General features: G+C 58.9%; 11 protein-coding genes and 1 tRNA gene. 2 read left to right on the top strand and 10 right to left on the bottom strand.

The features are described from left to right. Positions 1–21 precede the first annotated feature (21 nt). The 3 genes from R3C19_01680 to R3C19_01670 all read right to left on the bottom strand — a co-directional run bounded on the left by R3C19_01680 (position 22) and on the right by R3C19_01670 (position 4,763). A complete protein-coding gene (locus tag R3C19_01680) occupies positions 22–2,193 on the bottom strand; it encodes a hypothetical protein (GenBank protein ID MEZ6059050.1) in 2,172 nt (723 codons plus the stop codon). A 93-nt stretch (positions 2,194–2,286) separates the two neighbouring features. After that, entirely contained in the window at positions 2,287–3,879 is a 1,593-nt protein-coding gene (locus R3C19_01675) for an efflux RND transporter periplasmic adaptor subunit (GenBank protein MEZ6059049.1), read from the bottom strand. Beyond that, positions 3,876–4,763 (bottom strand): efflux RND transporter periplasmic adaptor subunit, encoded by an 888-nt coding sequence (locus tag R3C19_01670; GenBank protein ID MEZ6059048.1) that lies wholly within the window; start codon positions 4,761–4,763, stop codon positions 3,876–3,878. The genes R3C19_01675 and R3C19_01670 overlap by 4 nt, the downstream gene beginning before the upstream one ends. A gap of 387 nt (positions 4,764–5,150) precedes the next feature. Here R3C19_01670 and R3C19_01665 point away from each other — a divergent pair, with 387 nt between their 5' ends. Beyond that, positions 5,151–6,536, top strand: coding sequence for a GYF domain-containing protein (locus tag R3C19_01665; protein ID MEZ6059047.1), 1,386 nt, complete (start codon positions 5,151–5,153; stop codon positions 6,534–6,536). Between the two features lie 290 nt (positions 6,537–6,826). Here R3C19_01665 and R3C19_01660 read toward each other — a convergent pair. The 7 genes from R3C19_01660 to R3C19_01630 all read right to left on the bottom strand — a co-directional run bounded on the left by R3C19_01660 (position 6,827) and on the right by R3C19_01630 (position 12,489). After that, positions 6,827–6,900: transfer RNA gene (locus R3C19_01660), tRNA-Arg, on the bottom strand. A 319-nt stretch (positions 6,901–7,219) separates the two neighbouring features. Then, positions 7,220–8,233, bottom strand: a complete 1,014-nt coding sequence (locus R3C19_01655; protein ID MEZ6059046.1) for an alpha/beta fold hydrolase — start codon at positions 8,231–8,233, stop codon at positions 7,220–7,222. A 153-nt stretch (positions 8,234–8,386) separates the two neighbouring features. Then, positions 8,387–9,673 carry a beta-ketoacyl-ACP synthase II gene (fabF, locus tag R3C19_01650; protein MEZ6059045.1) on the bottom strand — a complete coding sequence of 429 codons (1,287 nt, stop codon included), beginning with the start codon at positions 9,671–9,673 and terminating at the stop codon, positions 8,387–8,389. Positions 9,674–9,676: 3 nt separating this feature from the next. After that, positions 9,677–10,198, bottom strand: coding sequence for a 3-hydroxyacyl-ACP dehydratase FabZ family protein (locus R3C19_01645; protein ID MEZ6059044.1), 522 nt, complete (start codon positions 10,196–10,198; stop codon positions 9,677–9,679). 293 nt (positions 10,199–10,491) lie between these two features. After that, on the bottom strand, positions 10,492–10,878 hold the full coding sequence (locus R3C19_01640) for an acyl carrier protein (protein MEZ6059043.1): 387 nt from the start codon (positions 10,876–10,878) through the stop codon (positions 10,492–10,494). A 266-nt stretch (positions 10,879–11,144) separates the two neighbouring features. Beyond that, entirely contained in the window at positions 11,145–11,897 is a 753-nt protein-coding gene (fabG, locus tag R3C19_01635) for a 3-oxoacyl-[acyl-carrier-protein] reductase (GenBank protein MEZ6059042.1), read from the bottom strand. A gap of 124 nt (positions 11,898–12,021) precedes the next feature. After that, positions 12,022–12,489, bottom strand: a complete 468-nt coding sequence (locus R3C19_01630; GenBank protein MEZ6059041.1) for a 3-hydroxyacyl-ACP dehydratase FabZ family protein — start codon at positions 12,487–12,489, stop codon at positions 12,022–12,024. A gap of 794 nt (positions 12,490–13,283) precedes the next feature. Here R3C19_01630 and R3C19_01625 point away from each other — a divergent pair. After that, a complete protein-coding gene (locus tag R3C19_01625; protein MEZ6059040.1) occupies positions 13,284–14,564 on the top strand; it encodes a hypothetical protein in 1,281 nt (426 codons plus the stop codon). Positions 14,565–14,884: the final 320 nt, after the last annotated feature.

Here is a 14,884-nt window from a genome sequence, read left to right as displayed (position 1 = left end):
CGGCTGATGTCTGACCGCGCTCTATTGCGATAGTTTTGCCAGCCGCAGCTTGTCCTTCAGCCAACCGCGAAACTGATAGTTCAGATGGGAGGCCACCGATTCGTCTCGTAGTCCCAGCGACACGTATCCTCGTTCGCCGCTGTTCAGAAAGTCGGCGGTTTCGGGCGGTAGCGCAACGACTGCGTCGAATCGTTCCGTCGTCAGTTCCTGCCGGGAGTCCCGCGAATCGGGTTCCTGGGACGATGTGACGGGCAGCGGTCCTCCGGCTGTCGCGGCAAGCGACTCCGCAGGAAGTCGGCGCGAAGCGCGCGGAGTCAGCCGTTGCAGCACACCCCGGAAGCGTCCGCGCGTTCCGATCCGTACAGCCAGCGAGTCGCCGATCCGCGAGTGTGCCAGCGGGAAATCGTTCTGACTGATGGACACGCGAAATTCCCGCGGCTTGCCGATGTCAATGCTCAGCAGTTCATCGCCTTCCCGAACGAACGTGTCCAGCCTTGCCCGCAGATCCCGCGCCAGCACACGGCCGGATGTCGTCGCTCGGACCTCAAGATGTGCGACCTGCCGCGCGGTCTCCGAAAGGCGATCCGCGAGCGACGTCAGGTTTCCTCGGGCGACTCTGGCCCTGCCGGCGTCGTGCTTTTCAATCGCCGACTGCAGCCGGATCGTCTCCTGCTGAATCTGAATCTGCAGATCGGCGTGGTCAGCGCGAACCTGCTGATTTTCCAGCGTCAACAGCAGCGTTCCTTCTTCGACGGCCTGGCCGGTCTGAACGTGAATTTGGCGAATGAAGCCGTCCGTTCCCGCTCGCACAGCGGCGCCTTCCGGCAGTTCGACGATTCCGGGAGCGGTCGCGACGAAGGGACAGGGCATCCCGAACAGTGCCGTCGTCGCGAGCGCGACGATCGTGCCGGCCAGAATTGCGCCGCGAACCAGCCGCGCCGGCGATTCGCTCCACAGCCGATTTGCCGACCGGGCCGCATTCCAGACAGGAGCGCCGAACCAGGCGAGGGCTCCCAGGACGGAAAGCAGCAGACCGGCTCCGTGAAACAGCACCGATCCGGCGATCAGCAGCGTCAGGGTGACCACGACACGCCACAGCATCGCGGCGACTCCGTAGATTCTCAACAGCCACGCGGAACGCCCCAGCGACGCCGGCGCCGTCGCCCGAACACCAAACAACACGCGGCTTACCGAGTGACTGACTGCCTGAGAAGACTGAGCCTGCAGGTTCGGTGTCTGCAGCAGGTCCGACAGAATGTAGTAACCGTCAAACTTCATTAACGGGTTCGCGTTGAACAGAATTGTCGACAGACTGGCCATCACGATCACGTTGTACAACACGTGCGAGACGACAGCGGATTCCGACACAAGCCAGCCGAAGACTGCCAGCGACGCCAACAGCAATTCGATGTACATCCCCGCAACCGCCACATGAATTCGCTGCCAGCGCGAACTGAATCCCCAGCTTGATGTCACGTCGACGTAGGCCAGTGGAGCCAGAAACGCCAGGATGATCCCGGAATCGCGCACACTGCCGCCGTACCGATGGCATGTCAGCCCGTGAGCTGTTTCATGGGCGCACTTCAGTCCAATCCAGGACAGCAGCAGCCACAGCCAGTTGTCGGGCGCGAACACGGCCACCGAAGCCGAACGGAATCGGTCCCATTCCATCCCCACGGCGATAACCGCCGCCGCCATCATCAGCACCGCCAGTACCGTCGCACGGACGCTGAACAGCCAGCCCAGAACCGGCTGCAGTGCCTTCAGCGCCGCGTCCGGCCGGCCCAGCGGAATCCGAAACCAAAACGGATTGAATCGAGCCAGGAACGGCTTTCGTCGCCCGGCTTTCACGTCGCCGGTCCGACTCCTCGCGACCGATGTTTCGTCGATGTCCGCCAGATTGTTCTCCAGCAGCCAGCAGTACAGCGACATTGCCTGCTGCTGCGGCAGTGCCGTCGCGGACTGCGTCTGAGCCGTGATCGCCAGCGCTTCGGAGAATGTCGTTTTGCCGTCCAGCAGCGAGACGAACACGTATTCCGTGTATCCGATTCGATAGTAGTTCCCGGTCGCCGCATCTTCGATGTGATAAAACGTTTCGTTTCCGTAGACCTGCGGCACAAACCGCACGCTCGGTCGCAGCGCGACGCGTGTGCGGACAAGATCAAGGGTTGAAGGATCGGACGTGGACACCATGACACGCGGCAATCAGCGATTTGAGATTCCGGATTTCCGACACCAAAAGAACACAAGACCGGACGGAAACGAGGTCGAACGGAACTCTGCCCGTCACCATCCCAGCCATCCCGCCAGATGAGCGACCGGCTTATGAAACAGGTTCCAGCCCAGCGGATAACGACCGGCAGCGATCTTCGCGCGGCCTCTCATGCCGGGCTTAAGCTGCAGTTGTGAGTTGTCGATCTCGGCTTCCGCGACAAACACGTTTTCGTTGTCGCGCAGTTCAGCTCGCGGATGAATCCTGCAGATCGTTGCTGCAATGTCGGCCGACGGCATGGCATTCAGAAACAGTGACACCGGCTGTCCTTCGCGGACCCAGCGAACATCGTCTTCCGGAACAGCGACTTCGATGATCATGCGGTCCAGAGGAGCGATTTCGAACAGCGACTGCCCGGTCTCCAGCGGAACTCCTTCGGCGTCCTTGTGGTCGCCGCTGATGACAATGCCGCTTACCGGACTTCGGACTTCCAGATTGTTGTCGCGATGAACCAGCAGCTCCGACCTGTTCTGCAGTCGCCGCACCTCGTGACGCGCGATTTCGGCATCGCCGAATTCATGGTCCGCCAGCTTCGAATTTCGCTCATTGGTGGCTCGGCCAAGATCGGCCTTTAATCCCGCCAGTTCCCAGTGGATTTCGCGACCGTCCATGCGAGCCAGCAACTGATCCGATTCGACGTAGTCGCCCGGTTGAACAAAACATTCTTCCAGCGGTCCGTCAAACGGGGCCGCCACGTAACGGCGTTCCGCCGGCTGCAGCTCGCTTTCACATTGGACGTTGTACTGCATCGGCAGCAGCAGAATCGTCAGGACGATACCCGCGATGACCGAGGCGGTTCGAAGACGTCCGTTGCAGAAGGCAGTTCGAAGGCCATTCGCAGCGACCCGAAGCGGCGACTCATTCGACCGCATCATCAGCGAAAGAGTCGTCGCCAGCATTGGTTCCGCCGCCGCCAGAAATCGCGACGCACGAGAAACGTCGTCTGGCCTTTCAGCGGGCGAGTTCGCGACCGAGTCCTGAACACAGGCCGATTGTTCGCGGTTGCCGAATGCCGCGAAGACCGCTCCGACGCAGCGATTCTCGCCGTCCCGCAGTGGAGTCCCGACGACCGCCGCCAGTCTGTGATGATCCACGAACTGGCGGTGAGCCAGCAGCGCGTGGCGATTTCCGGTGCCGCCGGGTGGCCACGCAGAAGCGGCTGACCGCGCCACGCTTTCCTGCAAAACGGCTTCCGACAATCGGCAGATTTCCGATGTCGGATCGATGCTCGGTTGTCCGGAAATTGCCTGAACACGACAGACCACCGATGACGGTGATTGGACGGGCGCTGACAGACGATCGTCGCGAGAGCCCGCCGGGTCGCAAATTCCGACTGCCACATGGTCAGCCTGCAGGTGCAGCCTGAGTTCATCCACAAGCCGATGGCAGCCGCGTTTAATATCGGTGGCCGATTGCAGCCGTTCGACGAGTTCAATCAGCGCAGCCAGGTCCCGAGCCGTCTGCTGCGCGTCATGCAGTTGCGAAGCCAGTTGCGGCAGTGGATCAGCCTGCTGCAGTGCTCCGCCACTCAACGCGAAACGATTCTGCTTCCTCGACTCCGCTGACTCCGGGTCGGCCGTCAGAGATGAGTTTCCAGGCGCTATCATTGGCCGCGCTTCACAATTTCCGGCGCAGCAACTTCGGTTGTCCGCTGCAGTCCATCCAGCAACAAGACGGATTTCTCACCGCTGTGCCATTTTCCCGCAGGGTTCGGAAGCTTCACCTTGACGCGAACGGTTCCGCTGGACGCGTCGGCAGCGGGTGAGACATATTCCACAATCCCCTCAGCGACGGCCGCTGAAGTGCCGATCTGCATGGGAACAGACTGACCTTTGCTGACGGCTCCTCGATGCTCGACAGGTATGGAGAAGACAACCAGCAGAGGGTCCAGTTGCACGACCCGGGCAACAACCGGGTCCGTCGGCGAAACAAACTCACCCTGATCCTTGAAGACCTCCACAACAACGCCGCTGATCGGTGTTCGAATCTGCCGCTGGCCGAGTTGAGCTTTGATCCGTTCGAACTCCAGTCGTTTGATTTCCAGTTCTTCCCGAACTGCCTGGACTCTGGCTTCCGCCACGGCGATCTCACCAGCAACCCGATCGACTTCCTGCTGGCTGGCATGATTCCGCTCCCGCAGTTCTGTGAGTTTTTCCAGTTCGGTCTTGCGGATCTTTAGATCGGCCATCGCCGAATTCAGAGCCCCGACGCTCTGCATTCCCGCTCGCGCAACCTCCAGAGCAGCCTTCAGCACGGCGTCGTCCAGACTGGCCAGCAGTTGTCCCGCCGAAACCTGATCGCCTTCCCTGGCCGCCACCTCGGCCACCGTTCCCATCTCCGCGGCCGCCAGCCGCAGGTCGGCATACGGTTCGGTGAATCCTTCAATCCGCGAATCCTCCTGGCCGAATACCGGACTCGGCGCGGCAGCGAGTAATGCGGCGACGGCAGCAAGCAGCAGTTGCGATGGAGCTCTGACACGAAACTTCGACATGATTGAAAGTAGGTCCTTCAAAAGTGCGTCAGCGATGCTGGCTCTTTTCGATCATCGCACTGGTCGCCGGCACCGAGCGGCCAGCGCGACCTGGAGCCACGTTCAGCGCCGGAGATGTTGCGTTTTGTAAACGTAACCGATAACCCGGCGAGCGATCCCGGTTTTCTGCCCGGTTGCCGGATCGCCCCGTTGCGGCAACATCGGATTCGGCGATTGTGTGCAATGCCGCGACGGGAACATGTGGGTTTTCGCCACTGCCCGCGCGGCGCCGAAACCTGGATTGGTGGCTGGAACCGTGCGGAGTTTCCTGTCAGGATTTGTCGCGTGACGGCAGTCAGAACAGGCAGTTTCAGAACTCACGACCGGAGCGACAGGCGGAGCGTTGAGATGGCGAACGGTTGGTACTATCAGATGCTTGGTGAAGAATTCGGACCCGTGCCGGAAAGCGAAATCAGGCAGCTCATCGACATCGGCACGCTGAGTGACGACGACCTGATTCGTCGTGAAAACCAGCGGAACTGGATGGCCGCCAGCCAGATGCAGACCGCCGCAACTGTTTCCTCGTCCGGCGATGAACCCGCGGAACTCGGCGATCTTTCTGAACTGTCATTTTCGTTCGAAGAGGCTTCGGAATTGCCCGAAATCGAAGATGACTCCAGCCTGCTGCAAATGGACGAAATCAAGTTCGAAGATGAAACGACGCGTCCGCAGGCCCGACCGAAATCCAGCGTCGTCGAAACGGCGGAAGAGTCCGATTCGTGGTACTACGACTCCATGGGAGACGTGATGGGACCGATGTCCATGCGGATGCTGATCCGCATGGCCGAAAAAGGAATGCTCGGAGAATCCGACAAAGTCCGCAGCGGCGAATCCGGCGACTGGACGATCGCAACCGACGTTCCCGAACTGGCCGCTTCCTTCCTGAGTTCCCTGGAAACGCAGGATGTGCCGCCGTCGAGGGCGAAGACCACTGCGCCGGCGAAAACCGAAAGACCCTCGAAGAAGTCACCGACCGGCTCAGAACACTCGAAATCCGGACGTCCTGCCCGGCCGGCGCCGCGCTCGGAGGCTGGAAGGAAGCCCGGTCGGAAAAAGAAAAAGTCTGCCGCCGCCGACGTTTCTGAAGACCTGTTCAACGAAGTGTTTTCCGAAGAATCGCCTGCCCCCCGAAGTACCATGGCCGCCAAGGCTCCCGTACTCAGCGAAGCCACGGAAGCGGCTGATACAGAGATTGAACCGGCACCGAAACATTCTCCCGCAGCGGCTTCTGCAATTCCTTCGAATTCGCCAATGCAGTCAATCGTTGCCGCAGCGTCTGAAAAATCGCTGCCGAAGAAGAAACCACCGAAACAAAAGCGCGAATTCTCTGTGCCGTCCTTCAACATGCCGGAACCAAAGACACTGGGCATCGGTGCGGGAGTCCTGGTTGTTGTGCTGCTGATCGCGGGTTTCTTCACCGGCACGATTTCGCTGTCGATGCTCGGGTTTTCGCCGAATGCAAAATCTGCGCTCACGCGATTCCGCACTGAATACAAGGCCCTGGCGGCTTCCAGTATTTCCAACGATTCCTGGAAGGCATTCGGCGACCGGGTGCGTCCGGTCCTGCGACAGGTTCAGGACGCCATCGGCGCCAATGAATCAAGGACGACCGAAGACGAAATGTACGGTCGTGCCTGCGGCGTGATGCTCCGACTTGTCAACGTGCGAGCTTCGGACTCCGAAAAACAGGCGGAGATCTTCAAAGAGTTCGAAGAACTCATGGGTAGCGAATAGCGCTCAGTCGCGAGTCGCGGTGTCAGTAACCACGCCCGCTCGAATGCAGAGACGCTTCTTGCGACCAAAGGCAGCAGTCGTTCCGTGCGGCAACCCGCCACAACAGAAGTCGCCTGTGATGCACCGTTCTTGGGAACTCCCATCGCAGCTATCGAGCGCGAGTGACAGAGACCGAACCGGGCTTCCATCGAGTCACAGACCTCGCCCGAGTTCGTCCCAGCCTGAATCCGTCAGGCCACTCGCTCGGCATCAACTTCCCGATTCACAGACAGGAATTGACGAAACTCCAATACACCCGGCAGGATTCGAACCTGCAACCCTCGGTTCCGAAGACCGATGCTCTATCCAGTTGAGCTACGGGTGCAAACGCTTAATTGTGCTGCGGATCGTAGCAGTTTGGCGACCTTCGTGCCACCATCCACAATCGGCCGCTTCGTCTGAAATCCCTATGAAAAGACCAGCTCCGTACTCGCCCCCGTGTTCGTCAGAGGTTTATGGTGGTCTGTCACGTGGCACCTTGCGAATGCAGAGCATGCGGACTCCCGGGATGCGCGGGCTCCTGCCGAGCCGCTGCGGCGCTGGGCACTCCTTGGCGCACGCCGCTCAGCGAGAGCCTTGCCGTCTCGACGACCGAGCGTTCCCGAATGCGGTGCCCGCGGGATCGATGCACCGCTGACGTAACACTACGAGGCTGCTGCGGCCCGGTTGTGTGAGGATATTCGTTGTCCGCCGGGCGACACTTCGGACGACGCTGGCTGGTTCATCGACCGAGTGATGTGCCGGACGATTCGTTCGTCGTATTCCTGTTGAAGGACAGATCGAGCCATATTGTGTCTCGCTTTTTCCACGACCCACAGGCAGTCGTCACCGCCGAAGCACGCGGCAAGGTCCATTGCGACATCGGCTGTCACATAGGAGTCCCTTCCGCCGGAAATCAGCAGGACGGGCGTGTCAGGGTCGCGATGCAGACATTCCTGTTCCACATGCACGTACCGGCAGTTGCGGGCAGTTTCACTGAGCCCCACCGCCTGCCGCAGAGTCTGGTCAATATGCCAATCCGGGAGCAGGTTGAATGCTCGTTCGGGAATGACATAGCGACCGAACCGACGAACGAAGCGCTTGGTCATCGACGTCGTTCCGTAAGCGCTGTCGGCGATCACTGACCGAATTCCCGGATATCGACAGGCGGCGACGAGTGCAGCCGCACCGCCGCGGCTGACACCAAACGCTGCCAGTGGCAGTCTGCTCAGCTTCGGATGTGACTCCACGAATTCCAGAACAGCAGCGGCGTCGGCCATTTCGAATTCTGTGATCCAGTGAATCGGTGAGTAACCGTCCTGGTCATCGCTTTCTCCCTGGTTGCGAAAATCAAATCCAAGGACGGCGTGGCCATCGTCGAGGATCGCCTGGCAGTATCGCGGTGCCATCCAGTGACTGCCGTTCAGCGGCGGAAAGAAGATGACCAGTGAGCGTGGGTGATCACACAGGGGAACGAACAGACTGCCGGACAACGTCAGTCCGTCGGACGCCGGAATGCGCAGCTCCACGGCATCAGGCGTACGCTCGGCCGGTACGATGACAAAGGGAGGCACGTTCTCGAAGATCTTCTGAATCCGACGGCTGGCAAACCGCCGATAGGCAAAGTCGACGAATGCAGCCAGCGTCAGCAGAACCAGAATGATCCACACAAAGTGCACCGAATTCGCTCCGCATGATTCCAGTCCAGTCAGGTATGTCTGACTGGAGATAAAACGCCTCGCGGGTGGTGTCCCGTGTGCAACAGGACCGAACCCCGCTCATGATTTTCGAACGCGGCAATCGCTCGTGCCGTGACCTGTCAAACAGTTTCCTTATGTCCGAAAGCTGGAAACGATCAGCGACACATTCTGTCCGCCGAATCCGAAGCTGTTGGAAAGTGCAACGCGGATCCTGGATTCTCGCGCCTGGTTTGGAATGTAATCAAGGTCACACTCCGGGTCCGGTGTTTCGTAGTTAATGGTCGGCGGCAGAACACCGTCGCGGATCGCCAGCAGACACGTAATTGCTTCGACGCTGCCGGCCGCGGCGATCAGATGTCCCATCATACTTTTGATACTGGAAACCGGAGTCTTTCGGGCGTGTTCACCGAGTCCGCCCTTGATCGCCATCGTTTCTACGAGGTCATTGACCTTCGTGCTGGTGCCGTGAGCATTGACATAGCCGACTTCTTCGGGATTCACTTCCGCATCTCTGAGCGCCATTCGGATGCAACTGATGGCACCGCGACCTTCCGGATGGATATCTGTGATTCGATAAGCGTCAGCGGTCGAGCCGTACCCGCGAATCTCGCCGTAGATTTCCGCACCTCGGCTTTTGGCATGTTCGAGTTCTTCGAGAATGACCATGCCGGCACCTTCACCAAGCACAAAACCATCGCGATTCAGGTCAAACGGCCGCGACGCCTTTTCCGGAGCTGCGTTGTTTTCCGAGAGCGCTGTGAGCAGATTGAACCCCGTCACACCGAACGGATGAATCATGCTGTGCGCGCCGCCCGAAAGCATCACATCTGCCTCGCCGCGCCGGATGATCTCGGTGGCTTCTCCGATCGCCTGGCTGGACGCCGCACAGGCGGTCAGACAGTTAAGGTTCGGTCCCTGAGCATTGAACAGGCTTGCCAGGTGAGCAGCCGGCATATTCGGTTCGAGCTCCAGTTCGAACCGCGGGTTCATCGATTCCAGAAAATCCAGCGTGAACTTCCTGAGGTCGACCTCGCCATTATTCTGGGACCCGGCAACCAGATTCATGAACTGCATGAAATCCTGCTGCCCTTCGCCGGCACCCAGATACACGCCGAACTGAGTCGGATCGAAGTTGGCGGCCTCCATGATTCCGGAATCCGCGACCGCCTGCGAGGCAGCTCCGATGGCAAACCGGATATTTCTGCCGGCGTCGGCAAACCGGGAAGGGTCATCGACACTGGCTTCGAAGTCGAAATCGCGAACTTCAGCGGCAAATTTCGTGGGGAAACTTGACGCGTCGAAGTGAGTAATCGGACCAACGCCGCTAACGCCGTTCTTCAGGGCCTCCCACATCGTGTCTATGGTCGTGCCGATGGGCGTGACACAACCAATTCCGGTGACAACGACTCGACGCTTCATGGCTTACTTTCTCTGATCGCCGGACGACTCACCCGGTGAGTGATCGGCTTCTCCGGTGCCCGCGTTTCCGACGGTCAGGATATCCAGCAGATTCATCCGAAACACGAAATTCTTCTGATCGATCCGACTCAGTTGAGGGTCATCAGAAGACAAGTGCACAAAAACAATTTCGCACTCCGCGACAAGCCGATCACCCACCGTCGCAGTGACGGTAACAGAGCCGCCTTCCGCGCGACTTTCCTGCAGCACGGCAGAGTAAATCAACTGGTCGCCCGGACAGGCCCAACTGTGAAACTCCACTTTGGGAACTTTGGCAAGAATCACGTTGTATTCGAAATTGTTCTTTTCTCCGAGCAGAATGCCGCCGGTCTGAGCCATTCCTTCAATCATCAGTGAGGCCGGCATTACGGGAAAGCCCGGAAAATGGTCGTGCAGGTGTTCCTCGGCAAGCGAAACGTTCTTCACGGCTTTGGCACGATTGCCGGATTCGAACTCGATGAATCGGTCGACCCAATACCACCTCATGGAAGACTCGCCTAATCTGAGGCAACAAAGCTTACCGTTGCCGCCGGTACACGGCTTCAGTCACGTGCCGGCGTCCGGTGCGGGAACACAACGCACCTCCGCCGAATTCCCACACGTCCCCTTCGCCGGCACAGTCTGTGTCCCGACTCAGTCCGCGCATTGCCGTCCGGCAATAACAACTCACCATTCACGAATCGCCCGTGAGCATGAAAAATGCTCCGACTGCAACTTCGTGGAAGATTCCCCGGACGGGCGTTCTGCTCCTGCTGGACAGCAGCCGGCGACGATGCACCTTAGCCAAGTCGAGACGCTACGAATCGACAGATCATGTCCACTGTGAACAGATCAGAAATCCTGCTGACCTGCGGGTCCTTCGCGAAGCTGTCGATGTCGGCATGCGGCATCTTTTCTCGCAGCTGGGCAATACCGCCTTCCGTGACCTTGCCATCGGCGACGAATCCCGAATCCGCTGCGGCGAGATTTTCCGGAAACAACTCTCCTCGCGGGATCTTGATGTCGAAATTCTTTTCGAGCCGGAAAACGATGTCCAGAAAGTCAATTGATTCGGCCCCCAGGTCGCCGATCAAGGTGGCTTCCGGCGTCACTTCGTCGTCATCAACGCCCAAAGCGTCGACAAGTGTGTCGCGAACCGTGTCAAAGATCTCTTCTTCGGATGCCATGTGTTTCATACTCCTGATTCCACCATGATTCCGTGCTGCCGTGGCAGTGTTACGTTGGCGGAATTCCTGTCGCCAGACAACGCACTCCGGTTCAGGCCGGCGACGGCACCTCTAACCGGACACCCAGATTCGTCCCGCAGGATCCCCAGAATCCGGCGGAAGCAAGCGGCGAAGTTTAAGCATGAAAATCCGGAATTGCGACCGGGAATCAGGCCGTCAATGACAGAGCATTCGGATTCCGGGAACCTGGACGACGTTTCAACGCGTCAGATGCCGCCCAGGGTCAGTCCGCCGTCGACCTTGAGCACCTGGCCGGTGACGTACGAAGATGCTTCCTGAGCAAAAAACAGTACTGCATTGGCTATGTCGGCCGGCTGTCCCAGTCGCCGGACGGGAATCTTCTTCTTGATTTCGGCACCGGCCGCATTGACGACTGCGACAGTCATATCTGTTTCAATAAAGCCGGGGGCCACCGCGTTCGCCGTAATTCCCCGCCGAGCGAGTTCCGTGGCGATGCATCGTGTAAAGCCTTCGACGCCCCCTTTGCTTGCGGCGTAGTTCGCCTGGCCGGGATTTGACACGTCCGCCGCAACGCTTGACATGTTAATAATCCGCCCGTACCGCTGTGACATCATCTGGCGAGTCGCCGACTGGCAGAAATTGAAGACGCTGGTCAGATTTGTGTCGATCACATCCTGCCACTGCTGTGCGTCCATCGTGGCCAGCAGCCCGTCGCGGATGATTCCTGCGTTGTTCACCAGGATGTCCAGCGAGCCCCACGCCGCAACGACATCCGCCACGACCTTTTCCGAGGCCTCTTTGGACCTGACGTCGGCCTGAATCGCCATCGCTTCGCCGCCGGATTCCCGAAGCGCTGCGACAACCTGATCGGCGGCGTCACTGTTCGAATGATAGACGAACGCAACCTTCGCCCCGTCATTCGCAAGCACCTCTACGATCGCCCGACCGATTCCACGGCTTCCGCCGGTCACTAACGCAACTCGACCCTTCAGACTCATTCGTTTGCCAGCCTTCCGTTCCGTTTAAAGATTGTCATTCGAGGGGCATCTGACGATGCGCCGGAGAATCCCGGATGCATCGCTGACGATAACGCGCACAAAGCACCAGACGCGGGTGCCGGGATCAGGGCCGAATCTGCTCAAATAGCTCACGCATCGCGATCAGGATCCGTTCGTCATTTGTCGCCATGTCGGACTTTCCTGAAGCGAGATTCTGCTTCGAAAGCACCAGACGCGCACTGACAGCCGACGCGCCGTCGACCGTGCCAGCAGCCTGAAACGCGGCGGAACTTTCGTCATTCTGTTTCAGAGTCGCGGTGACCTCCAGAGTCTGCCCCGGCTTGAGAAAGCTGTTGAATTTCACGGCACGCGCTTGACGTAACAGAATCGTGCTGTGTCGAAAATCGTCAGTCACTCGCAGCAACCAGGCACAGCTCTGGACCATTGACTCCACCATCAAGACGCCGGGCATCACAGAAAACCCCGGGAAGTGATCCTGGAGATACTCCTCAGCCAGAGAGACGTTCTTGATCGTGGAAATCGATTGCCCCGGCACGAGAGCCGTGATGCGATCGACTAAGCAGAATTTCATGAACAGCTACACCGGAGACTGAAGTCAGGTTTCCACGAAAAAGGCGAACGATCGCGGTGCCTCTCGCGATTTCGCGTCGGACTATACTGACCGCCCTTCCTGCCGACAACGCACGCAGCGAAACCACACAGCGCAATTCCCTGTCATCTGCAGCAGATTCTCGATTCATAAACTTGAAGAAATTGCCTCCGGAATGCTGGAAACGGCACTCGAAGTTTACCTAACCTGCGCAAATGGACGCGGGTCGCTGTAGTCGGAATAACCAGCAATGACATGGACAACCGAGATACTTTTCTCGACAGTCCTTTTTTTGCCATTTTCGTTGTTCTTCTCAAACACCCCATGTTATAGTCGCGGAAGTGGGCCGTTTTTCCTGTCCACAACGTTATTCTCCCCGACATGACTAGGGGGGAGGCGTTCAAGAGCTCATCCTTAAGTGCAATTTAGACGGCTGGGCTTTGGTTTGGAATCAAAGTGGGAACCCGAGGCGTTCTCGGGGCGTAATTCCTAATTTGTGAATCAGTGTGATTCGAAGGAGGAGTTGAAGAGACATGCGTTATGTCTTGTCATTCGCAGCAGCCGTTTTGATGACGGCGTCTGCACAAGCTGGTAGCTGCTGCGGCAGCAAGGTCAGCTCCTGTTGTTCTGCTCCTTGTGCCACGAGCTGCAGCCCCTGCGGCGCCAGTTCTTGTGGTTCAAGCTGTGGAGTGACAAGCTCTTGCGGGGGCTGTGGAGCATCGGTCGGGTGTGGCGGAGACGCCTGCGGAACGTGGGAAACTGTTGAGCGAACCGTCATGGTTCCTCAGATGGTGACTCAGACTCGTACCGTGACCGTGAACGTTCCGGTTCAGGAACAGCGTCAGGGAACACGCACTGTCTGTCGCACGGTCTGGGAAGACCAGCAGCAGACCTACACTGTCATGGTTCCGTCTCAGGAACAGCGACAGGGAACCCGCACAGTTTGCCGCACGGTCTATGATGACCAGCAGCAGACTTACACTGTGATGGTTCCGCGCCAGGAACAGCGTCAGGGAACACGCACCGTCTGCCGCACGGTCTACGAAGACCAGACGCAGAACTACACGGTCATGGTTCCTCGCCAGGAACAGCGTCAGGGAACACGCACCGTCTGCCGCACGGTCTATGAAGATCAGCAGCAGACCTTCACCGTGATGGTTCCTTCTCAGGAACAGCGTCAGGGAATGCGAACTGTCTGTCACACCGTCCCTGTGACACGCACTCGCACCGTCTGTGAAGACCAGGGTCACTGGGAAGAACAGCCAATCGGTGGCTGCGACAGTGGTTGCGGCGGCGGATGTGGTTCGTCCTGCGGCGGTTGCGGTAGCTGCGGCGGCTGTGCTTCAAGCTGTGGTGGCTGTGCTGTTTCTGCCTGCGGCGGCTGCGGTGTTGCCAGTGCCTGTGGCGCGATTGCATCGTCCGGCTGCGGTGGATGCGGAACTCGCCGCGTTTGGGTTTCCAATCAGGTTCAGCGAGTGGTTGAATATACTGCTTACGAGCAGCAGACCTCTCAGGAGCCTTACACCTACACTGTCACGGTGAACCGACCTGAGCAGCGTACGCGAACGATCAAGGTTGCACGTCAGGTTTCGGAGCAGGTTCCTTACACCTACACCGTCACCACTTGCTCACCGGAAACTCGCACGCGGACCTTCAAGGTTGCACGTCAGGTTTCTGAGCAGGTTCCTTACACCTACACCGTCACCGTCTGCGAAGCTCAGCAGCAGACTCGCACGATCAAGGTCGCGCGACAGGTTACGGAACAGGTTCCTTACACGTACACCGTCACTGTTTGCAATCCTCAGCAGCAGACTCGTACGATCAAGGTCGCACGTCAGGTTTCTGAGCAGGTTCCTTACACCTACACTGTCACTGTGAACCGTCAGGAAACACGTGAAGTTCCGGTGCAGGTCTGCCAGATGGTGCCCCAGACTGTCACGTCTCAGGTCTATCGTCCGGCCGTTTCGGCGTGCGGCGGTGGCTGTGGCGTTGGCGGCGGATGCGGCTCAAGTGGCTGCGGTTCAGTCGGCTGCGGAAGCTGCGGCGGCTGCAACTAATCTTTTGCCAATGAATTGCACGTTTCGAAGCGGTTTCCCACCGGTTCTTAGCGTACGAAACTGATCGGCACCTCAAGTGGGTTTCCACTTGAGGTGCCTTTGTTTTTTGCGCCCGTCGCAGACGACTTCGTGACGGCTCGTGCTTCGCTCCACGGCTTGTTCCGCCGCCGACCCGACAGAGCCCGCTGAGGTTCCGCAGCATGCGACGTCCGTAACGAACCTCGCTGAACAGCAAATTCCCCTCGCAGCGGGTCGCAGGATCGCGGTAGACTTCCGCGCTGTTCAGGGACAGTACCGGACTTTCCAGTCGCCCTGTGTCG

Source organism: Planctomycetaceae bacterium, from assembly GCA_041398785.1.
Classification (GTDB): Bacteria; Planctomycetota; Planctomycetia; order Planctomycetales; family Planctomycetaceae; genus JAWKUA01.
The sequence above is the reverse complement of the archived record's forward strand: the minus strand, read 5'-3'. Positions and strand labels throughout refer to the sequence as shown.

What these genes read in the sequence shown, in the direction of transcription:
- R3C19_01680 (MEZ6059050.1), bottom strand. Translation starts at nt 2,193, where the DNA reads ATGGTGTCCACGTCCGATCCTTCAACCCTTGATCTTGTCCGCACACGC.
- fabG (MEZ6059042.1), bottom strand. Translation starts at nt 11,897, where the DNA reads ATGAGTCTGAAGGGTCGAGTTGCGTTAGTGACCGGCGGAAGCCGTGGA.
- R3C19_01645 (MEZ6059044.1), bottom strand. Translation starts at nt 10,198, where the DNA reads ATGAGGTGGTATTGGGTCGACCGATTCATCGAGTTCGAATCCGGCAAT.
- R3C19_01640 (MEZ6059043.1), bottom strand. Translation starts at nt 10,878, where the DNA reads ATGGCATCCGAAGAAGAGATCTTTGACACGGTTCGCGACACACTTGTC.
- fabF (MEZ6059045.1), bottom strand. Translation starts at nt 9,673, where the DNA reads ATGAAGCGTCGAGTCGTTGTCACCGGAATTGGTTGTGTCACGCCCATC.
- R3C19_01625 (MEZ6059040.1), top strand. Translation starts at nt 13,284, where the DNA reads ATGGTTCCTCAGATGGTGACTCAGACTCGTACCGTGACCGTGAACGTT.
- R3C19_01675 (MEZ6059049.1), bottom strand. Translation starts at nt 3,879, where the DNA reads ATGATAGCGCCTGGAAACTCATCTCTGACGGCCGACCCGGAGTCAGCG.
- R3C19_01670 (MEZ6059048.1), bottom strand. Translation starts at nt 4,763, where the DNA reads ATGTCGAAGTTTCGTGTCAGAGCTCCATCGCAACTGCTGCTTGCTGCC.
- R3C19_01630 (MEZ6059041.1), bottom strand. Translation starts at nt 12,489, where the DNA reads ATGAAATTCTGCTTAGTCGATCGCATCACGGCTCTCGTGCCGGGGCAA.
- R3C19_01665 (MEZ6059047.1), top strand. Translation starts at nt 5,151, where the DNA reads ATGGCGAACGGTTGGTACTATCAGATGCTTGGTGAAGAATTCGGACCC.